The sequence below is a fragment of the Knoellia locipacati genome (assembly GCF_044791685.1).
Classification (GTDB): domain Bacteria; phylum Actinomycetota; class Actinomycetes; order Actinomycetales; family Dermatophilaceae; genus Knoellia; species Knoellia locipacati_A.
In genome coordinates, this window is the sequence record NZ_CP087730.1 from 2,816,383 (window position 1) to 2,836,274 (window position 19,892).

General features: G+C 71.0%; 21 protein-coding genes. 11 read left to right on the top strand and 10 right to left on the bottom strand.

Annotated elements, in window-relative coordinates; genetic code table 11:
* Nucleotides 1-99: 99 nt before the first annotated feature.
* Both LL946_RS13175 and LL946_RS13180 read left to right on the top strand, forming a co-directional pair.
* A complete protein-coding gene (locus LL946_RS13175) occupies nt 100-942 on the top strand; it encodes an SOS response-associated peptidase (protein WP_404381347.1) in 843 nt (280 codons plus the stop codon).
* A complete protein-coding gene (locus tag LL946_RS13180; protein ID WP_404381349.1) occupies nt 939-1,574 on the top strand; it encodes an alpha/beta family hydrolase in 636 nt (211 codons plus the stop codon). Before LL946_RS13175 ends, LL946_RS13180 begins: the two co-directional genes overlap by 4 nt.
* Before the next feature lie 7 nt (nt 1,575-1,581).
* Here the strand turns inward: LL946_RS13180 and LL946_RS13185 are convergent, their stop codons facing one another.
* Nucleotides 1,582-2,121 (bottom strand): ferritin, encoded by a 540-nt coding sequence (locus tag LL946_RS13185; RefSeq protein ID WP_404381351.1) that lies wholly within the window; start codon nt 2,119-2,121, stop codon nt 1,582-1,584.
* Nucleotides 2,122-2,277: 156 nt separating this feature from the next.
* On the opposite strand from LL946_RS13185, the gene LL946_RS13190 reads away from it, so the two are divergent.
* The gene (locus LL946_RS13190) at nt 2,278-2,904 is read left to right on the top strand and encodes a sigma-70 family RNA polymerase sigma factor (protein WP_404381353.1); all 627 of its coding nucleotides are present in this window, start codon (nt 2,278-2,280) and stop codon (nt 2,902-2,904) included.
* Nucleotides 2,901-3,203 (top strand): mycothiol system anti-sigma-R factor, encoded by a 303-nt coding sequence (gene rsrA, locus LL946_RS13195; protein WP_404381355.1) that lies wholly within the window; start codon nt 2,901-2,903, stop codon nt 3,201-3,203. Before LL946_RS13190 ends, rsrA begins: the two co-directional genes overlap by 4 nt.
* A gap of 94 nt (nt 3,204-3,297) precedes the next feature.
* Here the strand turns inward: rsrA and LL946_RS13200 are convergent, their stop codons facing one another.
* Nucleotides 3,298-3,372, bottom strand: a complete 75-nt coding sequence (locus LL946_RS13200; protein WP_009775747.1) for a 50S ribosomal protein bL37 — start codon at nt 3,370-3,372, stop codon at nt 3,298-3,300.
* A gap of 166 nt (nt 3,373-3,538) precedes the next feature.
* Between LL946_RS13200 and LL946_RS13205 the strand changes: the two genes are divergently transcribed.
* Genes LL946_RS13205 through LL946_RS13215 form a run of 3 tightly spaced genes read left to right on the top strand, consistent with a single transcriptional unit; the run spans nt 3,539 to nt 6,244 of the window.
* Nucleotides 3,539-3,688 (top strand): hypothetical protein, encoded by a 150-nt coding sequence (locus LL946_RS13205; protein ID WP_404381357.1) that lies wholly within the window; start codon nt 3,539-3,541, stop codon nt 3,686-3,688.
* Nucleotides 3,689-3,734: 46 nt separating this feature from the next.
* Nucleotides 3,735-4,955, top strand: a complete 1,221-nt coding sequence (locus LL946_RS13210; protein ID WP_404381359.1) for an HD-GYP domain-containing protein — start codon at nt 3,735-3,737, stop codon at nt 4,953-4,955.
* Entirely contained in the window at nt 4,952-6,244 is a 1,293-nt protein-coding gene (locus LL946_RS13215) for an HD-GYP domain-containing protein (protein ID WP_404381361.1), read from the top strand. The genes LL946_RS13210 and LL946_RS13215 overlap by 4 nt, the downstream gene beginning before the upstream one ends.
* Before the next feature lie 66 nt (nt 6,245-6,310).
* Here the strand turns inward: LL946_RS13215 and sodN are convergent, their stop codons facing one another.
* Complete coding sequence (sodN, locus tag LL946_RS13220; RefSeq protein ID WP_404381363.1) at nt 6,311-6,712, bottom strand: superoxide dismutase, Ni; 402 nt, start codon at nt 6,710-6,712, stop codon at nt 6,311-6,313.
* 56 nt (nt 6,713-6,768) lie between these two features.
* Entirely contained in the window at nt 6,769-7,137 is a 369-nt protein-coding gene (locus LL946_RS13225; protein WP_404381365.1) for a S24/S26 family peptidase, read from the bottom strand.
* A gap of 173 nt (nt 7,138-7,310) precedes the next feature.
* On the opposite strand from LL946_RS13225, the gene LL946_RS13230 reads away from it, so the two are divergent.
* Complete coding sequence (locus tag LL946_RS13230) at nt 7,311-8,468, top strand: NADP-dependent malic enzyme (RefSeq protein WP_404381367.1); 1,158 nt, start codon at nt 7,311-7,313, stop codon at nt 8,466-8,468.
* Nucleotides 8,469-8,484: 16 nt separating this feature from the next.
* Here LL946_RS13230 and mmuM read toward each other — a convergent pair whose 3' ends face one another.
* A complete protein-coding gene (gene mmuM, locus LL946_RS13235) occupies nt 8,485-9,369 on the bottom strand; it encodes a homocysteine S-methyltransferase (RefSeq protein ID WP_404381369.1) in 885 nt (294 codons plus the stop codon).
* 49 nt (nt 9,370-9,418) lie between these two features.
* On the opposite strand from mmuM, the gene LL946_RS13240 reads away from it, so the two are divergent.
* A complete protein-coding gene (locus LL946_RS13240) occupies nt 9,419-10,387 on the top strand; it encodes a zinc-binding dehydrogenase (protein ID WP_404381371.1) in 969 nt (322 codons plus the stop codon).
* A 19-nt stretch (nt 10,388-10,406) separates the two neighbouring features.
* Here the strand turns inward: LL946_RS13240 and LL946_RS13245 are convergent, their stop codons facing one another.
* From LL946_RS13245 to LL946_RS13265, 5 genes are all read right to left on the bottom strand, one after another.
* Complete coding sequence (locus LL946_RS13245; protein WP_404381373.1) at nt 10,407-11,102, bottom strand: GDSL-type esterase/lipase family protein; 696 nt, start codon at nt 11,100-11,102, stop codon at nt 10,407-10,409.
* 3 nt (nt 11,103-11,105) lie between these two features.
* A complete protein-coding gene (locus LL946_RS13250) occupies nt 11,106-11,282 on the bottom strand; it encodes a DUF6104 family protein (protein ID WP_353953047.1) in 177 nt (58 codons plus the stop codon).
* A 71-nt stretch (nt 11,283-11,353) separates the two neighbouring features.
* Entirely contained in the window at nt 11,354-15,220 is a 3,867-nt protein-coding gene (locus LL946_RS13255) for a multifunctional oxoglutarate decarboxylase/oxoglutarate dehydrogenase thiamine pyrophosphate-binding subunit/dihydrolipoyllysine-residue succinyltransferase subunit (protein ID WP_404381375.1), read from the bottom strand.
* Between the two features lie 260 nt (nt 15,221-15,480).
* A complete protein-coding gene (locus LL946_RS13260; RefSeq protein ID WP_404381377.1) occupies nt 15,481-16,287 on the bottom strand; it encodes an ABC transporter permease subunit in 807 nt (268 codons plus the stop codon).
* Nucleotides 16,287-17,264, bottom strand: coding sequence for an ABC transporter ATP-binding protein (locus LL946_RS13265; protein ID WP_404381379.1), 978 nt, complete (start codon nt 17,262-17,264; stop codon nt 16,287-16,289). Before LL946_RS13265 ends, LL946_RS13260 begins: the two co-directional genes overlap by 1 nt.
* A gap of 169 nt (nt 17,265-17,433) precedes the next feature.
* On the opposite strand from LL946_RS13265, the gene LL946_RS13270 reads away from it, so the two are divergent.
* Both LL946_RS13270 and LL946_RS13275 read left to right on the top strand, forming a co-directional pair.
* On the top strand, nt 17,434-18,783 hold the full coding sequence (locus LL946_RS13270; protein ID WP_404381381.1) for a hemolysin family protein: 1,350 nt from the start codon (nt 17,434-17,436) through the stop codon (nt 18,781-18,783).
* Nucleotides 18,780-19,817 carry a hemolysin family protein gene (locus LL946_RS13275; protein ID WP_404381383.1) on the top strand — a complete coding sequence of 346 codons (1,038 nt, stop codon included), beginning with the start codon at nt 18,780-18,782 and terminating at the stop codon, nt 19,815-19,817. The genes LL946_RS13270 and LL946_RS13275 overlap by 4 nt, the downstream gene beginning before the upstream one ends.
* Nucleotides 19,818-19,892 lie beyond the last annotated feature (75 nt).

Below are 19,892 nucleotides of genomic sequence, written 5' to 3' on the forward strand. Positions count from 1 at the left end.
CCTCAGGGGTCGGAACGGATCGTGGACCTGCTCCCTACCGTAGTTGGTGAGCTCTCCTCCGTGTCATTGCGTGTCAGCGTCGCTGCGTAGATTGAGGGCATGTGCGGGCGCTACGCGGCCACGGCCAACCCTGACGAGCTGAGCCTCGAGTTCGAGGTCGACGACGACCTCACCCGCGAGCCGACGCGCAGCGTCCTCGTCAACCCGCAGACGCCCCCGCCCGGGACGCCCGACCACAACATGGCACCGACCAAGCAGGCACCCGTCGTCCTGACCCGCGCCCCGCGCGGAGCCGACGACGTGCCGCCGACCCGTCAGCTCAGGCTCCTCACCTGGGGTCTCGTCCCGAGCTGGTCCAAGGACCCCAAGGCCGGCGTGCGGATGATCAACGCGCGGGCCGAGTCGGTGCTCGACAAACCGGCCTACGCCAAGGCGGCGGCGCGCCGACGCTGCCTCGTCCCGGCCCGCGGCTGGTACGAGTGGCAGGCCTCCCCGACCGCGACCGATGCCAAGGGCAAGCCGCTGAAGCAGCCCTTCTTCACGAGCCGAGACGACGGCGCCAGCTGCGCCTTCGCCGGCCTCTACGAGTTCTGGCGCGACCCCGCGGTGGCCGACAACGACGACCCTGCCGCCTGGCTCACGACCTTCACCATCCTCACCACTGAGGCCGAGCCCGGACTCGACCGGATCCACGACCGCCAGCCGCTGGTCCTCGACCCCGAGCAGTGGGTGGACTGGCTCGACCCCGAGCTGACCGACCCCGGCCACGTCGCGCAGCTGCTGGCGCCACGCCCGCCCGGGCGCTTCACGGCATACCCGGTCTCGCGGGCGGTGAGCAGCAACCGCTCCAACGGGCCCCAGCTGCTCGACCCGCTTCCGGAGTCCGAGCTGCGAGGTGTCGTCGACCCCATGACGGGCGAGATCCTCGGCGGCACCCCATGACGGCGAGGTCGGGGCTGGTCGAGGTCGAGACACCGCTCGGCCCCGCCCACGCCCACGTCAGCCGGCCAGCCAGGGCCCGCGGCACTGTTGTGCTGACGCACGGTGCCAGCGGTCGCCTCACCGGCGCCGACCTGCTCGCGGTGCGTGACGGCCTCGTCGAGGCCGGCTGGGCGGTCGCGTTCGTCCAGCAGGCCTGGGGTGTCGCAGGGCGTCGTATGCCGCCGCGCCCGGTCCCGCAGGACGAGGCGTGGCTGCCCGTGGTCCGGGCGCTGCGTTCGGGGCGCGGCAGCCTTCCGGGCCCTCTCGTCCTCTCGGGCAAGAGCAACGGTGCCCGGGTGGCCTGCCGGACCGCGGCGGTCCTCGAGGCCGACGGCGTGCTCTGCCTGTCGTTCCCCCTCCATCCGCCCGGGAAGCCTGCGGTTTCACGGGCCGACGAGCTGCGGCTCCCGGTCGCGTCCGCAATCCCGCTGCACGTCGTCCAGGGCGAGCGTGACCCGTTCGGCACCCCCGGCGAGGTGCGTGCGGAGCTGGACGACCCGGCATACGTCACCGCGGTCAAGGGTGAGCACACGATCAGGGTCACCGGTCCGCTCGTGGACGCGGCCCGCGCGTTCGTCGAGTCCCTCCGTTAGCGAGCGCTCAGAGTGCCCCGCCGGCGGCCACCGGTGCCGCGGTGTCGTCGGGCTCGGCCTGCGGCTCGCGGGCGAGGTGCTCCTCCACCTGGAACCAGTCGTCGCCGGCGCGCTCGGTGATCGTGAGGAGCGTCTTCATCGACGAGACCTCCTCGACCTGCTCCTTGAGGAACCAGAGCATGAACTGCTCGCTGAGGACGTCGCCCTCGGCCCGGGCCGCGCGGAAGAGGGCCTCGCACTGCTCGGTCACCCCCTGCTCCTGGGCGTAGGCGAGCGCGATCGGCTCGGCGGGCCTGGCGAACGTGTTGCGGACGGGGTCCACACCCGGGATCTCGACGCTCCAGTCGCGGTCGAGCATGTAGCGGACCATCATCATCGCGTGGTTGCGCTCCTCGACGCTCTGGGCGTAGAAGCGCTCGGCGAGCCGAGGCAGGTCGAGGTCGTCGAACCAGACCGCGATCGCGATGTACTGCTGGCTCGCGGTGAACTCGTGACGCACCTGCTCCTCGAGGAGGGCGACGAAGGAGGACCGGGGCGTCGTGGGCATGCGCAAACGCTACAGGTGGGGAATGGCGACGCAGCCACGCCTGTTGACCACAGCGTCCGGGTGCCACCTCAGTGGCGCTTCCTCACGTCAGAGAGGTCTGCCGTGCTCGTGCTGCACACGACGTCCCCCGCGGAGACGGGTCTAGGGTGGAGTGCGATGACGACACCACAGACGACCTCCGATGAGACGACGGTCGACGTCGCGACCGAGACCCCAGCCGAGCGGCAGGCGCGCTTCGAGACCGAGGCGCTGCCCCTGCTCGACCAGCTGTATGCCGCGGCGCTGCGGACGACGCGCAACCCCGCGGACGCCGAGGACCTCCTCCAGGAGACCTACGCGAAGGCGTTCGCGGCCTTCCACCAGTACAAGCCGGGCACCAACCTGCGTGCCTGGATGTACCGCATCCTCACCAACACCTACATCAACACCTACCGCAAGAAGCAGCGCGAGCCCCAGCAGTCCGATGCCGCGGACGTCGAGGACTACCAGCTCGTGCGGGCCGAGTCGCACACGAGCTCGGGCCTGAAGTCCGCCGAGGCGGAGGCGCTGGACCACCTGCCCGACTCCGAGATCAAGCGGGCCCTGCAGGACCTGCCCGAGGACTTCCGGATGGCGGTCTACCTCGCCGATGTCGAGGGCTTCGCCTACAAGGAGATCGCCGAGATCATGGGGACGCCGATCGGCACCGTGATGTCCCGGCTCCACCGCGGCCGGCGCCAGCTCCGCGAGATGTTGACCGAGTACGCCGCTGAGCGCGGCTTCGGCAAGGAGGCCTCGTCATGACCGACATGCACCAGCAGACCGGTTCCGGTGCGAACTCGCACGGGGAGTCGCATGCGGAGTGCTCGGAGGTGCTTCACCGGATCTACGAGTACCTCGACGGCGAGATGCAGCCGTCGGACGTGGCCCGGGTCGCCGAGCACCTCGAGGCCTGCGGCCCGTGCCTGAACGAGCACGACCTCGACCGGGCGGTCAAGGATGCGGTGCGCCGGTCCAACGCGCACGAGCAGGGCTGCCCGGACTCGCTGAGGTTCCAGATCGTCCAGCGGATCACGATGGTCCGGCTCGAGCTCGACGGCTGACCCCCACCGGTCCCGCGCGACGAGCGGGCCCGGGGACGACGAAGGGGCGACCACCTCACTGGTGGTCGCCCCTTCGGCATCTGCTGCGCAGTGCTCAGGCGTTGGGCTTGCGGCCGTGGTTGGCCTTGTTGCCCTTGCGCGAGCGGCGCTTGCGGGCGCGCTTGCTCATGGGAGCTCCTCGATCTCGGGGGATGAACAGTGACCCGGGGCCATGAGGTGGCGCTCCGGCCGACAGATCAATTGTCGGTTTCATTGTCGCACAACTTCAAACCATGCGAGACTGAGCACGATTTCACTTCCGGCTTCCCTGGTCGGATCAACGAAAGGTCATGCCCATGCGCACTCTTCGCATCGTCGTCTCCGCGGTCCTGCTCGCGGCAGTCGCATCCATCGGCGCCAGCGCCGCCCAGGCCGAGGCCGCCGAGGCCAAGAGCGTCTCCAAGGCTGCCGGCTGGCAGTGGCAGCTCGACGGCTGGCAGTGGTGATCGAGCGCCCTCTCGGGTGATGCCGGAGTCCTCGACTCCGACTCTGGTGCGTTACGGCACACCGATCTACATCGGTGTGACGGTGCTTCTTGCCGGGGGGTTTGCGCTTACGTGCCACCAGCTCTACGGGTGGCCGGGGGACTGGGTCGCGCTCGGCCTGCTGGCGTTCATCGGGGCTCTGACCTGGTGGCTGCCCTCGACGTCGAGCGACGGCCTGAGTCACTTCACTGCTGACAACGTCGTCGTCCTCGCGGCGATCCCGATCGTGGGACCGGTGGGGGCGGGCGTGGTCGGTCTGGTCATGGCGGCGCTGACCCGTCGGCGGATCGCTCTGCACCGCAGGGTGTTCAACATGGCCATGGCGTCGGCGTCGGCCATGGTCGGGGGGATCTTCTACGACCTCGCCGGCGGGTCCTTCGCCGTGGACGACCTCCAGGGGGTGGGTCCCCTGATCCTCCACGTCGGCCTGCCGATCGTGGTCGCCGACGCGGCCAACCTCTTCGCGAACGCCGTGCTCGTCGCCGGTGTCATCCGCCTCTCGGCGGGCGTGCCGCTGCGGCTCCAGCTGGTCGACATGCTCACCAGCTCGGGGTTCACCCAGTTCGCCTACGGCATCGTCGCGTTCGTCGTCGTGGTGATGTGGCTGCCTGGCAACCTCGGCCCCGTTGCCGTCCTCGTCGGTCTCGCCCCCCTCGCGGGTGCTCGCTGGGCCCTGCTCCAGTACGGCGAGGAGCGCGAGGCGCGCGAACGGGCGCTGGGTGCGCTGGTGGCGGCCATCGAGACCCGTGCCCCCGAGCTCGAGGGCCACAGCGCCCGGGTCTCGTCGCTGGCCGCTGTCATGGCCCGCGATCTCGGGCTGCGACCCAAGGAGGTTGCCGACGTCCGTACCGCCGGGCTCCTGCACGACCTCGGCACGGTCGTGGTGGCCCCCGGACAGGAGGGGCTGGACCACCGGCGCAGTGCCGTGCTCCGGGGCGCCGCGATGCTCCAGGACCTTCCGTTCCTCGAGGGTGCCTCCGCGGTGATGGAACAGGTGGCCTACGCCGGACCCGATGTGCCGGCTCCGACGCTCGCTGCGGAGGTGGTGCGCGTCGCCGACGACTACGACCTGCTCCTGCACGGTGAGGGCATCGGCCCGTCAGAGGCCCTCGAGCGGTTGCGCACCCGCACCTTCGGCAGCGACGGCGACCGGGTGGTGGCCGCACTCGTGCGCGCCGTGCGAGCTCGCGACGATGCCTCTGCCGGCGGGTCGACGGTGGGCGCGTGAACAGCCGGCGCAGGACCGAGTTCCTCGTCTTGGGCCTCGCCGCGGCGACCCTGCTCTGGTCGATCTTCCAGGCCGGCGACCAGCTCCTCGAGGCCGTCGAACGGCACCCGAGTATCATCGGCGCCTTCCTCGTCGTCATCACCCTCGGCGAGCTCTTCCGCGTCGGCATGCCGAGCGGGCGGATCGCCGCGCCGCTCGCCACGGGATCCGGGATCGCGCTCTCGTTGCTCGGGCCGGTCTACGGACTGGCGGTGTTCGACGTGCCCGCCGGCGTGGTCACCCTGGTCGTGGCCACGGCGCTGTTGCTGGCGCTGGGCCTGCGGTCCCTCCTGGGGTGGCCGGCCCAGTGGTACCTCGTGGCGGCGCGCACCGTCGGTGTGGCGATCACCGCGACCCTCATGCGCGTCGGTGTCGTGGACGGTCAGGGTGTCTGGGCCTGGCAGCTCGACACCACCCACCAGGCCTGGCTCGTGGCGCTGGTGATGATGGCGGCTGCGGCCGCCGGACTCTTCGCCGACCTCGTCCTCACCGGGTTGGTCCAGGCCGAACGCTGGGAGCTGCCGGCGTCCACCACCCTGCGCGACGAGCTCGGTGAGGCCCAGGCCCTCACCTTCGGTGTCATCGCCGCCGGCCCGCTCGTGGCTTTCCTCGCGCCTGTGATGGGCCTGCTGGCGCTCCCGCTCGGGCTGCTTCCGATGGTGCTCACCTACGTCGCGGTCCGCCGCTTCGCCGCGAACCGGGCGACCTACCGCCAGACCATCGCCGCGCTGTCCCGGCTCACCGAGGCTGCGGGCTACACACCGGTCGGGCACGCGTCGCGGGTGGCGGTCCGGTCGGTGGCCATCGCCCGCTCGATGGGGCTGCACGCCGACCAGATCCAGGAGCTCGAGTACGCCGCCCTCCTCCACGACCTCGGGCAGGTCGGCCTGCGCTCGCCCATCCCCGACGGCGCCACCGTCCTCGCGGCTCCGGACGACCAGCGTCGGATCGCCTCCGAAGGGGCGCGCATCGTGCGCCGCACGGAGGTCCTCGACGACGTGGCCGACCTCATGGAGCGGCAGACGACTCCGTTCCGGCACGTGCGCGAGTGGGGTGAGGAGGTGCCGCTGGCGAGCCGGATCATCAAGGTCGCCAACGCCTTCGACGACTTCTCCCACGGTCGCCTCGACTCGACCTCCGTCGACACGGCGCTGGAGCGGCTCCACCTGGGCCTCGGCTACGAGTACGACCCCGAGGTGGTCGAGGCCCTCATCCGCACCATCCCGGCCCCGACCGACACCTCGCGCTGACTCGGCGCCGGACACAGAACGGCCCCGGCACTCGCGTGCCGGGGCCGTCCTCGTCGACGCAGGGCGTCAAGCCTTCTTGGTCTGCTTGAAGATCGCGTCGATCTCGTCGATCTTGGCGAGGAGCTCGTCGGCCTTGGCGGCGTCGAGCTCGCCCTTGGTGCCCGAGGCGCCGGCCAGCTTGGTGGCCTCGTTGAAGAGCGTGTGCAGCTGCGGGTACTTCTCGAAGTGCGGCGGCTTGAAGTAGTCGGTCCAGAGCACCCAGAGGTGGTGCTTGACGAGCTCCGAGCGCTGCTCCTTGATGAGCACCGCACGCGTACGGAAGTCGGGGTCGTCGTTGTCGGCCACCTTGGCGATGATCGCCTTGATCGACTCCGCCTCGATGCGTGCCTGGGCGGGGTCGTAGACGCCGCAGGGCAGGTCGCAGTGGGCGCTGACATCGGTGACGCGGAACAGGGCGGGGAGGCGCATGAACGTCCCTTTCGTTGGGCGGATGATCGGCCACTTCCCAACCTACAACGCGTGCGTCACGAACGATCGGGCGTATGCCGTCCGCGCAGCCAGCGTGGCCGGGGGTGCAGCCGGCCGACGACGACACCGACCACGTCGGCATCCGTGATCGAGCCGACCTCGAAGGACGTCACGCCCTCGCGCGGGTTGTCGGAGTCGAGCCACCACCGCTCACCAGCGTCGGGGTCGGGGCCGCTGACCCGCTTGACCGACAGGGGGCGTGGGCGTCCGTCGGAGTCGTCGGGAAGCCGGACCACGGCCACATCGCCGGCCCGCACCCGGGCGCCCCAGAGCGTGACGAGGAGGTCGCCCTCGTGCAGCGTCGGCTCCATCGAACGCCCGTTGACCCGCACGAGGCGCGGACGGGGGACGAGGGAGCGGGGCACGGGCCGATTGTGGCATTGCGCACGCAGCGAGCCGCAGACGCGACCTCACGCCGCGTGCGAGGATGGCCGAGCGCGGCACACCTCCCGCCCCTCGCCGTCCCGCACCAGGGACGTGGTTCGACCCGCCGGCCCGCGCCGGTCGTGGCACCTGTCCTTTCGTTGGGAGTCCTTTCATGTCTGCGTCCCCGCTGTACCGGAGCTTCGACTTCGAGGGGCCGGTCTTCCGCGCCCACGAGGGCGGCAAGCTCGGCGTACACGCCACGCAGCCGCTCAGGGACAGGAACGACCTCGCCCTGCTCTACACCCCCGGCGTCGCGGATGTGTGCCGCGCCATCGCCGCGGACCCCAGCCTCTCGGCCCGCTACACGGCGCGACGCAACACGGTGGCCGTCATCACCGACGGAACCGCGGTCCTGGGCCTCGGCGACATCGGTCCGCTCGCCGCCATGCCGGTCATGGAGGGCAAGGCGATCCTCTTCAAGCACTTCGGCGGCATCGACGCCGTGCCGGTGTGCATGGAGACGGGCAGCGTCGACGAGCTGGTCGAGGCGATCGCCCGGATCGCGCCGTCCTACGGCGGCATCAACCTCGAGGACATCTCGGCGCCGCGGTGCTTCGAGATCGAGACGCGGCTCAAGGAGCGTCTCGACATCCCGGTGTTCCACGACGACCAGCACGGCACCGCGATCGTCGTCCTCGCCGGGCTGCTCAACGCGGCCAAGGTCGTGGGGCGCTCGCTCGCGGACCTCCGCGTCGTGGTCGCCGGGGCGGGTGCGGCCGGGGTCGCGGTCACCGGCCTGCTCCAGCGCGCCGGGGTGCGGGACGTGGTCGTCTGCGACTCGCGAGGGATCATCTCCCCCTCGAGGGCGGACCTCACGGGACACAAGCACCGCATCGCCGCGTCGACCAACCCTCGCGGGCTCACCGGCCAGCTCTCCACGGCGCTCGTCGACGCCGACGTCTACATCGGCGTCTCGGGAGGCACCGTCCCCGAGGCCGACATCGCCCGCATGGCGTCGGGCTCGATCATCTTCGCGCTCGCCAACCCCGACCCGGAGGTCCACCCCGACGTCGCCCACCGCCACGCCGCGGTGGTGGCCACGGGGCGTTCGGACTTTCCCAACCAGATCAACAACGTCCTCGCCTTCCCCGGCATCTTCCGCGGGGCGCTGGACTCCGGCGCGAGCCAGATCAGCGAGGCGATGAAGATCGCCGCCGCCGAGGCCATCGCCGCCATGGTGCCCGAGCCGAGTGCCGAGGAGATCGTGCCGAGCGTCTTCGCGCCGGGCGTCGCCGACACCGTCGCGGCGGCCGTGGCCGGCCTCGCCTGAGGGTTGCCGCCTGGACTCAGACGCTGACGGCGTCCGCGATGCTGCGGACGCCGTCGGCGTCGATGCCGCAGCAGCCGCCGATGAGCGAGGCCCCGAGCCCGGCCCAGCGCTGCACGGTCGCGGGCTCGAAGCGCGAGGACCCGCCGTCGGTCCACGTCTTCGTCGCCGCGTCGTAGACGGCACCGGCGTTGGGGTAGACGACGAACGGCACGCGCGGCCGCGCGGAGGCCAGGAGCTCGTCGACGTACCGAGGCGCCGTGCAGTTGACGCCCACTGCGACCGCGGCGTCGCCCACGACGTCTGCGGCCTCGGCGAAGGGCGCGCCCCCGGTCACCCGGGCGTCCTGGGTCGCCGAGAAGGACACCCAGTAGGGCAGCTCGGGGGCGAGCTCCTCGAGCAGCTCGACGACCACCTCGGCCTCGAGCAGCTCGGGAAGGGTCTCGACGGCCACGAGGTCCGGTCCGGCGGCCACGAGGAGCTCGAGCCGTCGGGCGTGGAAGTCGCGCAGCGCGCCCCGTCCCACCCCGGGGTAGCCGGTGTACTCGGAGCCGTCGGCGAGGTGGGCACCCCACGGACCGACCGAGGCCGCGACGAGGGCGCGGTCGCCGGCGGCTTCTCGCGCCAGGTGCACCGAGGCGGTGAGGTCGGCGTCGCACTGCTCGTCGGTCAGCCCCGCGGCGCGGTACCCCGCGTGGCTCGCCTGGTAGGACGCGGTGATGACGACCTCGGCGCCGGCGTCGACGAACCCGCGGTGGGCGGCGACGAGCTCGTCCGGTGCCTCCCGCAGGAGGCGCGCCGACCACAGGAGCCCCGACAGGTCGTGGCCGCGGGACTCGAGGGCGGTGGACAGCCCGCCGTCGACGACGACGGTGCCGCGGAGGAGCCGCTCGCGAATGGTCATGCCCACATCGTCGCACCGGAGCCAGAGCCGGCTGGATAGGGTCGAGCCCATGCTTGCCGCCTACGCCGTGTCGCAGTCCGCAGACGACCCGCTGTCGGGTCTCGAGGTCGGGGAGCGTCCCGATCCCGAACCCCGTGACGGGTGGGCCGTCGTCGACCTGAGGACCTGCGCCCTCAACCACCACGACGTCTGGTCGCTGCGTGGCGTGGGCCTGCCTGCCGACCGGCTGCCGATGGTGCTCGGCTGCGACGGCGCCGGCGTGGACCCCGACGGCAACGAGGTGCTCGTCCACGCGGTCATCCCCTCCGACGGCTGGCAGGGCGACGAGACCCTCGACCCGCGGCGCACCCTGCTCTCCGAGCTCCACGACGGCACGCTCGCGACGAAGGTGGCCGTCCCGCGCGCCAACCTCGTCCCCAAGCCGGCCGAGCTGAGCTGGGAGCAGGCCGCCTGCCTCCCGACCGCATGGCTCACGGCATACCGGATGCTCTTCACCAACGCGGGAGTCAAGCCCGGAGGCACGGTCCTCGTCCAGGGAGCGGCCGGAGGTGTGGCGACGGCGCTCGTCCAGCTCGGCAGCGCCGCCGGCCTGCGGGTCTGGGTGACCAGCCGTGACGAGGCCAAGGGGGAGCAGGCCGTCGCGCTCGGCGCGGAGCGTGCGTTCGCGTCGGGGGAGCGGCTGCCCGACCGCGTCGACGCCGTCATGGAGACCGTGGGAGCGGCGACCTGGTCGCACTCGGTCAACTCGCTGCGGCCCGGCGGCACGATCGTCATCTCCGGTGCGACGTCGGGTGACGCGCCGGCCAAGGCCGAGCTCACCAAGATCTTCTTCAAGCAGCTGCGCGTCGTCGGCTCGACCATGGGCACCCGCGACGAGCTCGCCCGGCTCGCGTCCTTCGTCGTGGCGAGCGGCATCGAGCCGCTCGTCGACTCGGTCGTCCCCCTCGCCGACGCGCGTGAGGGGTTCGCCCGGATGGTGCAGGGTCAGGTGGCCGGCAAGGTCGTCTTCACGACCTGACCTGTCGCGGCGGCACCGCTCAGATCTGGAGCCACTCGTTCCAGCCGTTGTGCAGCACGAGCCACGCCATGAGGCCGTAGCCCGCCTGGCCGGGGTGGTGCCCGTCGCGGCTCGAGGCCAGCTCCGAGCGCCACTGGTCGTGGCCGAGGAGCGGGCGGTAGCAGTCGACGAAGGGGACCGAGCGGCGTGAGCACACGTCGGCCTGGGCCTCGACGAGGACGGCGAGCTTCTCGTTGAACGCCGCGTCGCTGCTGGGGGGCGGGCTCACGACGAACGCGGAGACGCCGTTGCTGGCCGCCTCGTCGAGGATGTTGGCGAGGTTGAGGCGGTGGCGGGCGAGGGTCACGCCGGCAGCGATGTCGTTGGCACCGACCTGGACGACGAGCCGCCTCTCGCCGCGGTCCTTCCAGCGCGGGGGGCACTCCGTGTGCCAGCGGGCGAGCACGTCGCCACTCGTCTGGCCCCGGACCCCGAGGTTGTATGCCGTGAGCTCGAGATCCGGGTGGGACGTGCGGCCGACGACGCGGGTCACCCAGCCCTGGCCCTTGGGGTCGCCGACACCGGCGACCATCGATGCGCCCATGAAGACGATCGCGACGTCGCGGGGGCCCTCGGCCGGCACGGCGAAGGCCGCGCTCGGACGGAACTCGAGGTCGCTGGTCTCGCTCTCCTCGGCGTCGGCGGGTGCGCCGGGAAGGGTCTGGTCGGTGCTCATCGGTCAGTCGTCCTCGTCGTCGAGCCGGGCCAGCCAGGTGGCGAGCCGCTCGACGGGGGTCTCGAAGTCAGGGTTGAGGTCCACGAAGGTGCGCAGCTGTTCGGCGAGCCAGGCGAGGGTGACCTCTTCGTCCCCGCGACGCGTCTCGAGCTCCTCGATCCCTCGGTCGGTGAAGTACACGTCGAAACCCTAACGCGCAGAGGCGGCCCCGTCCGTGAGGACGGGGCCGCCGGGCGCTGATGTGCGTCGCGTCAGCGCGTGAACGCCGCCGCGACGAGCTCGGCCTGCTCGGCCTGGTGCTTCTTGGTCGACCCCGTGGCGGGCGAGGCCGAGGCCTTGCGGGACAGGACCCGCAGCGGGCGCTGCACGCCCACCTCGGCGAGGGCCGACGGGAGGTTGAGCGCGAGGAAGGGCCAGGCGCCCTGGTTCTGCGGCTCGTCCTGGACGACGACGAGCTCGGCCTCGGGGTACTTCGCCAGCTCGTCGGCAAGCTCACGCGTCGGCAGCGGGTAGTACTGCTCCAGTCGCAGGATCGCGGTGCTCGTGTCGCCGCGCTTGGTGCGCTCGGCCTCGAGCTCGTGGACGGCCTTGCCGGCGGCGAGGAGGACCCGGTCGACGGTGCCACTCGTGGCGCCCTCGCGGTCGGGCAGGATCGGGCGGAACGTCCCGGTCGTGAAGTCCTCGGGCATGCTCGACGCCGCCTTGAGCCGCAGCATCGACTTCGGCGTGAAGACGATGAGCGGACGCCGCGGACGGGCGTAGGCCTGGCGGCGCAGCAGGTGGAAGTAGGACGCCGGCGTCGACGGGTAGGCGACCGTCATGTTGTCCTCGGCGCACATCTGCAGGAAGCGCTCGATGCGGGCAGAGGAGTGGTCCGGGCCCTGGCCCTCGTAGCCGTGGGGGAGGAGGAGCACGACGGACGAGCGCTGGCCCCACTTCTGCTCCGAGCTGCTGATGAACTCGTCGATGATCGTCTGGGCGCCGTTGAAGAAGTCGCCGAACTGCGCCTCCCACAGGACGAGGGCGTCCGGGCGCTCGACCGAGTAGCCGTACTCGAAGCCCATGGCGGCGAACTCGGACAGCAGCGAGTCGTAGACCCAGAAGCGGCCCTGGCCCTCGCCGAGGTAGAGCAGCGGCGTCCACTCGAGGGCAGTCGTCTTGTCGATGAGGACGGCGTGGCGCTGCACGAACGTGCCGCGCCGGCTGTCCTGGCCCGCGAGGCGGACCGGCGTGCCGTCCTTGAGGAGGGAGCCGAAGGCGAGGAGCTCGCCGGTGGCCCAGTCGATGCCGCCCTGGCTGATGCTTGCGACCCGCTTCTCCAGCATCTGCTGGAGCTTGGGGTGGACGGTGAAGCCCTGCGGTGGGTTGGCGAAGACCTCACCGATGGCCTTGAGCTCCTCCGGCGAGATCGCCGTCTCGGTCGCGGAGCGGTTCGTGGCGTCGGTCGTCTGCGCCGTGGGCGGCTCGAGGCCGGTGTGGCCCTCCACGTCGGTGCCGGTGTAGTTGTCGTCGGCGGCCTTGGCGGCCTCCGCGTCGTTGGCCTTGAGGGCTTCCTTGGTCTCGACGAAGACCCGCTCCAGCTGCTGCTGGTAGTCGCGCAGGGCGGCCTCGGCGTCCTCGACGGTGATGTCGCCACGGCCGATGAGCGACTCGGTGTAGAGCTTGCGGACGCTGCGCTTGGCCTCGATGAGGTTGTACATGAGCGGCTGCGTCATCGAGGGGTCGTCGCCCTCGTTGTGGCCACGGCGGCGGTAGCAGACCATGTCGACGACGACGTCCTTGGCGAACTCCTTGCGGAACTCGTAGGCGAGCTCGGCCACGCGCACGCACGCCTCGGGGTCGTCACCGTTGACGTGGAAGATCGGCGCCTGGATCATCCGGGCGACGTCGGTGGAGTAGGTCGACGAGCGCGACGAGCTCGGCGAGGTCGTGAAGCCGACCTGGTTGTTGATGACGACGTGCACGGTGCCACCGGTGCGGTAGCCGCGCAGCTGCGAGAGGTTGAGCGTCTCGGCCACGACGCCCTGGCCGGCGAAGGCCGCGTCGCCGTGGAGGAGGACGGGCAGGACCGTGAAGTCCTCGCCGGCGAGGTTGAGGCGGTCCTGCTTGGCGCGCACGATGCCCTCGAGCACCGGGTTGACCGCCTCGAGGTGTGAGGGGTTGGCGGCGAGGTAGACCTTGGTCGTCGCGCCGCCCTCGGCGGTGAAGGTGCCCTCGGTGCCGAGGTGGTACTTGACGTCACCGGAGCCCTGGACGGACTTGGGGTCCTGCTTGCCCTCGAACTCGCGGAAGATCTGGCCGTAGGACTTGCCCGCGATGTTGGCGAGCACGTTGAGGCGGCCACGGTGCGGCATGCCGATGCAGACCTCGTCGAGCTCGTCCTCGGCGGCGCGCGACAGGACGCGGTCGAGCAGGGCGATGACGGACTCGCCACCCTCGAGCGAGAAGCGCTTCTGGCCGACGAACTTCGTCTGGAGGAAGGTCTCGAACGCCTCGGCCGCGTTGAGCTTGCGCAGGATCCGCAGCTGCTCCTCGCGGGTCGTCTTGGCGTAGCCGACCTCGATCTTGGACTGGATCCACTCGCGCTGCTCGGGGTCCTGGATGTGCATGTACTCGACGCCGATGCTGCGGCAGTAGCTGTCGCGCAGGATGCCCAGGATCTTGCGGAGCTTGAGGAACGGCTCGCCCCCGAAGCCACCCGTGGCGAAGAAGCGGTCGAGGTCCCAGAGCGTCAGCCCGTGGCTCGTGACGTCGAGGTCCTGGTGGCGACGCTGCTTGTACTCGAGCGGGTCGGTGTCGGCCATGAGGTGGCCGCGCACGCGGTAGGCGTGGATGAGCTCCTGCACGCGCGAGACCTTGTTGATGTCGTCGTCGTGCGAGGCGGAGATGTCCTGGACCCAGCGCACCGGCTCGTAGGGGATGCGCAGGCTCTCGAAGATCTCGTCGTAGAAGCCGTTCTCGCCGAGCAGCAGCTGGTGGACCACACGGAGGAACTCACCGGACTGCGCGCCCTGGATGATGCGGTGGTCGTAGGTGCTCGTGAGCGTGAGGATCTTGGAGACGGCGTTGCGGTTGAGCGTCTCGTCGCTGGCGCCCTGCCACTCGGCGGGGTAGTCCATCGCACCGACACCGATGATCGCGCCCTGGCCGGCCATGAGGCGCGGCACCGAGTGGACGGTGCCGATGCCGCCGGGGTTGGTCAGCGAGATCGAGGTGCCCTGGAAGTCCTCGACGGTGAGCTTGCCTCCGCGGGCCTTCTTGACCATCTCCTCGTATGCCGTCCAGAAGTGCGCGAAGTCCATTGTCTCCGCGGCCTTGATGGAGGGAACGAGGAGCTGGCGGCTGCCGTCGGGCTTCTCGAGGTCGATCGCGAGGCCGAAGTTCACGTGCGCCGGGGTGATGAGGACCGGCTTGCCCTTGTCGTCGGTGCCGAAGCCGGCGTTCATGGCCGGCATGACGCCCAAGGCCTTGACGATGGCGAAACCGATGAGGTGGGTGAAGCTCACCTTGCCGCCCCGCGAACGGGCGAGGTGGTTGTTGATGACGATCCGGTTGTCGACGAGGAGCTTGGCGGGGACGGCGCGCACCGAGGTCGCCGTGGGGACCGCGAGCGAGGCCTCCATGTTGGTGACGACGCGGGCGCTGGCTCCGCGGATCGGTGCCGTCTCCGGAGCGTTCACGGCGCCCTCGCTCTTGGTGGGCTTGGCGTCGCGCGGCTTGGGCACTTCGGCCTTGGCTCCCTCGGTCCTGGGCGCTTCGGTCCTGGGTGCCGCGGGTGCTTCGGTCTTCGGTGCCTCGGTCTTGGGAGCCGCCTGCGCGGCCTGGGGCGCCGCGGTCTTGGGAGACGCCGGCGCAGCCTGGGGCGCGTCTGCCTTGGGAGCCGCCTGCGCAGCCTGGGGCGCGTCTGCCTTGGGGGCCTCCGCCTTCGGCGACTCGGTGGCCGTGCCGTTGCCCTTGCCGGACTGTCCGGTCGCCGGGTCGTAGTCCGCGAAGAACTCCCACCACGCCTTGTCGACCGAGTTCTTGTCCTTCTGGTACTGCTCGAAGAGCTCGTCCACCAGCCATTCGTTGGGTCCGAATGCGGTCAGGGGGTCGCTCGAAGCGGGCTGGTCAGGCACGGCGGATACGCCTCTTTCTGCGTGTCGACATCGACGTTCACGTGTCTGACCAGCCTATCTCTCCCACGCGCGGGCGCGAGCGTGGGTCCAGCGTGCGGCGTGCCCGCATCCGGGACCCGGGACGACGACAGCGCCGGTATGCCGTGTGGCGCGCACCCGGCATACCGGCTCCCTGGTTCCCGGCCCCGGCGTGGGGCCTGCACCCACCGCGGGGGACGCCGGCCCCTGAACCCGGCGCCCACTCCCGCGGTGGGGAGGTGCTAGGTGATGTCCTGGCGGACGGTGCGCCACGTCCCGATCGCGCTGAGGACGGCCGCATAGGCGGCGAGGACGAGGGCGGCAGTCCACCAGGAGAGGGGCTGCACGGCGTTGTCCCCGCCCTGCGTCACGCCCTCGACCATCGCGTTCGTCGCCTGGCTCGGCATGAACTTGGCCACGTGCTCCTGGCCGAAGTCCCAGAACGTCAGCGCGAAGCCGGCGAGCGGCTCGACGATCTGGGCGACGCCGATCGCGATGAGCAGGGCCGCGACCTGGTTGGGGATGAGGATGCCCACCCCGAGGCCGATGAGGGCCCACAGGCCGAGGACGAGCAGGCTCAGCGCCAAGGAGCGCAGCACCTGCGTGCTCGGGAAGGCGTCGAAGCCGCGCGCCTGCAGGACGATGGCTCCGGCGACGACCGAGCCGACGAGCGAGATGAGCCCGTAGACCGCACCGATGCCGAGCAGCGCGACGATCTTGGCGGCCATGACGCGTGCGCGCCGGGGCGTGCTCAGGAACGTGCTCGTGATCGTCTTGTGGCGGTACTCGGAGCCGATCTGCATGATGCCCATGACGAGCGTGAGGGTGTAGCCGATGGTGAGACCCGACGTGTAGACGCTGTTGGCGATCTGGAGCGGGGTGCCGGTCGGCTGGCCGGCGTCGATCGACTCCTGGGTCGGCGGGATCGTGAGGAGGAAGCCGAAGAGCACGGCGAAGAGCGCTGCCGCGACGACGATGGCGATGGCCATCCCCCACCAGAGGCGGGTGGTGAAGAACTTGAGGAACTCGGACGTGATGGCAGCGACCATCACTCGTTCGCCCCTTCCTGGCCGGTGACGGCATCGGCCTCGACCGGCACGGCGCCATCCCCGAGGTTGCGGTTGGTGCCCTCGGTGAGCTCGAAGTAGAGCGCCTCGAGGTCGGGACGTCGGTCGCGCAGCTCCCACACCGGCAGGCCGGCCCGCAGGGCCACGTCACCGACGAGCCGCTTGTCGGTGGTCTCGACGACGAGCTCGCCGTCGCTGCCGGGAGCGCTCATGACGTCGGCGACCCGCAGGGCCCCGGCGAGCTGCTCGCGGTCGGAGGTGCGCACCACCGTGGACGGCGCGCCGCGCAGCTCGGACATGGCCCCCGAGCGCACGAGGCGACCGTTGGCGATGATGACGACGTCGTCGACGGTCTGCTCGACCTCCTGCAGCAGGTGGCTGGACACGAGGATCGTCTTGCCCTCGTGGCTCAGGTGCCGCAGGAAACCCCGCAGCCAGCGGATGCCCTCGGGGTCGAGCCCGTTGGACGGCTCGTCGAGGAGGAGGACGCGGGGGTCCCCGAGCAGGGCTGCAGCGAGGCCGAGCCGTTGGCGCATGCCCATGGAGTACTCACCGGCGCGCTTGCGCGCGGCAGCCGGTATGCCGGTCAGCTCGAGGAGCTCGTCGACCCGGCTCTCGGGCAGCCCGCCAGCCGCGGCGAGGACCCGCAGGTGGTCACGTCCGCTGCGGCCCGGGTGGAAGTTCGTCGCCTCGAGGGCGGAACCGACCATCGCCTGCGGACGGTCGAGGTCGCGGTAGTCGCGCCCGTCGATGGTCGCGGTGCCGCTGGTGGGGTGCACGAGGCCGAGCAGCATGCGCAGCGTGGTCGTCTTGCCGGCGCCGTTGGGGCCGAGGAAGCCGGTGATCCGGCCCGGCTCGACCGTGAACGACAGCCGGTCGACGGCGGTGAACGAGCCGAAGGTCTTGGTGAGGTCGTGCACCTCGATGAGGGCGCCGGTCGTGGCCGGGGCCGTGCTCATCGTGATCCACCCCCCGCGATCAGGTGTGAGGCCATGACCCGAGTCTTGCAGCCTGCCCTGACGTCAGGGTCAACCGCGTGGTGGAGTGGGCTTCTCGCGAGGATGATGCGGTGCCGGACGGGTGCGCACCCGCCTCGCTTCCGGCCGCTTCCCTAGGATGGCTCCCACTATGACCGAGTGGTTACTCGTCCTCGCCGGCATCGCGCTCACGCTGGGGACCGCCCTGTTCGTCGCTGCCGAGTTCGCCCTCGTGGCCCTGGACCGTCCCTCGGTCGAGAAGGCGGTCGAGCGCGGTGACGCCAGGGCCCGCACGGTCCTGTCGTCGTTGCGCCGCCTGTCCACCCAGCTGTCCGCCTCGCAGGTCGGCATCACCCTCACCACCCTGGTGCTGGGCTTCCTCGCGAACCCTTCGATCGGTGCGCTGCTCCGTGGTCCGCTGGAGTCCGCCGGGTTGTCGAAGTCGCTCGCGGCGCAGGTCGCCTCGGTCCTCGCCATGGTCGTCGCCACTGTCTTCTCGATGATCGTCGGCGAGATGGTGCCCAAGACCCTCGCGATCTCGACGCCCCTCGCGACGGCCAAGGTCGTCGCCGCTCCGGTGCGGTGGTTCGCCCTCGCGTTCCGCCCGCTCATCGTCGTCCTCAACGGCACCGCGAACTCCGCGCTCCGGGCCCTCGGGGTCGAGCCCCAGGAGGAGCTGTCCGCCGCCCGCAGCCCGGCCGAGCTCGCGTCGCTGGTCCGCACCTCGGCCGAGGCGGGGACGCTCGACCTCGGCACCGCCCGTCTCGTCACGGCGTCGCTGGGGTTCGGAGCCCAGACCGCGGCCGACGTCATGACGCCGCGATCGCGAGCGACCGCGATCGACCGCTCGGCCTCGGCCCGCGACTGCGTCGAGCTCGCGAGGCAGACCGGGCATTCACGCTTCCCCGTCATCGACGACGACTGGGACGACGTCGACGGTGTCGTCCACGTCAAGAAGGCCATCGCGGTCCCGCACGACCGACGTGACGACGTGCCCGTGTCGGCCCTCATGACCGCGCCACTGGTCGTCCCCGAGACGATCCGGCTCGACCCGCTCCTCATCCACCTGCGCGACAGCGGCCAGCAGTTCGCCATCGTCGTGGACGAGTACGGCGGCACGTCCGGCGTCGTCACGCTCGAGGACCTCGTCGAGGAGATCGTCGGCGAGGTGTCCGACGAGCACGACCGCAGCCAGACGACCGGTCGCCAGATGCCCGACGGCACGTGGACCGTCCCCGGTCTCTGGAGACCCGACGAGGTCAAGAGGCGCACCGGCATCGACATCCCCGAGGGGCCGGCATACGAGACCGTCGCCGGCTTCGTCATGTCCGAGCTCGGTCGCGTGCCTGCCGTCGGTGAGGTCGTGGAGCTCCCCGGCTGGACGATCACCGTCGTCGACATGGAGGCCCGCCGGGTCGACCGGTTGCGGTTCACCCCCGTGCCGGACGAGGACCACCAGCCTGCGCGGACCGGCCACGAGGGAGAGGGGGAGGAGGAATGAGCTTCGGCACCGTCCTCATCACGATCGTCCTGCTCCTCGCCAACGCCTTCTTCGTCGGGGCGGAGTTCGCCGCGATGTCGGCCCGGCGCAGCCAGCTCGAACCCCTCGCCGAGGAGGGCAACAGGGGAGCCCGCACGGCGCTGGACGCCATGTCGCGCACCGGGATCCTGCTCGCGACCGCCCAGCTCGGCATCACCGTCTGCTCGGTGCTCCTCGGCGCCGTGTCCGAGTCGGCCCTCCACCACGCGCTGGTCGGACCGGTCGAGTCACTGGGTGCGCCCGAGACCGTCGCCGACGTGCTGGCGCTCGTCCTCGCGCTGCTCGTCGTCGTGTTCCTCCACGTCGTCGTCGGCGAGATGATCCCCAAGAACCTCTCCATCGCGACACCCGAGCGGGCGGCCATCGCGCTCGTTCCCGCGCTCGTCATGGTGTCCAGGGTCGTCAAGCCCGTCATCGCCGCGATGGACTGGGTGTCCAAGCTGCTCGTGCGCGCCCTCGGTGTCGACCCCAAGGACGAGCTCGCCTCGGCCTTCACCGCAGAGGAGGTCGCCCAGATTCTCTCCGAGTCCCACCGGGAGGGACTGGTCGAGTCCGAGCAGTACGGACTGCTCGGTGCCGCCCTCGAGTTCAGCGACAAGGACGCCAAGGACGTGGGTGTGCCGGTCGACGAGCTGGTCACGGTCGGGCTCGAGACGACGCCCGACGAGATCGAGCGTCTCGTCGCCCGGCACGGTTTCTCCCGCTACCCGATCGCCGACCGCGACGGGACGCTCACCGGCTACCTGCACCTCAAGGATGTCCTCTTCGCCAGCGAGGAGGAGAGGCTCCAGCCGGTGCCGGCGAAGCGGATCAGGCGCATGGCCAACGTCCGCCGCGACGACGAGGTCGAGTCCGTGCTCGCGACGATGCAGCGCACCGGGTCCCACCTGGCGCGGGTCGTCGCGGACGACGGCGAGGTGCTGGGCGTCGTCTTCCTCGAGGACGTCATCGAGGAGCTCGTCGGCGAGGTCACCGACTCCAGCCAGAGGGGCTGACCCGGCGCCTCTCGGGCCGCTCGACCGCCGCGGAACCGTGCCCGAGACGCGCGAAGGCCGATGGAACGACGCTGG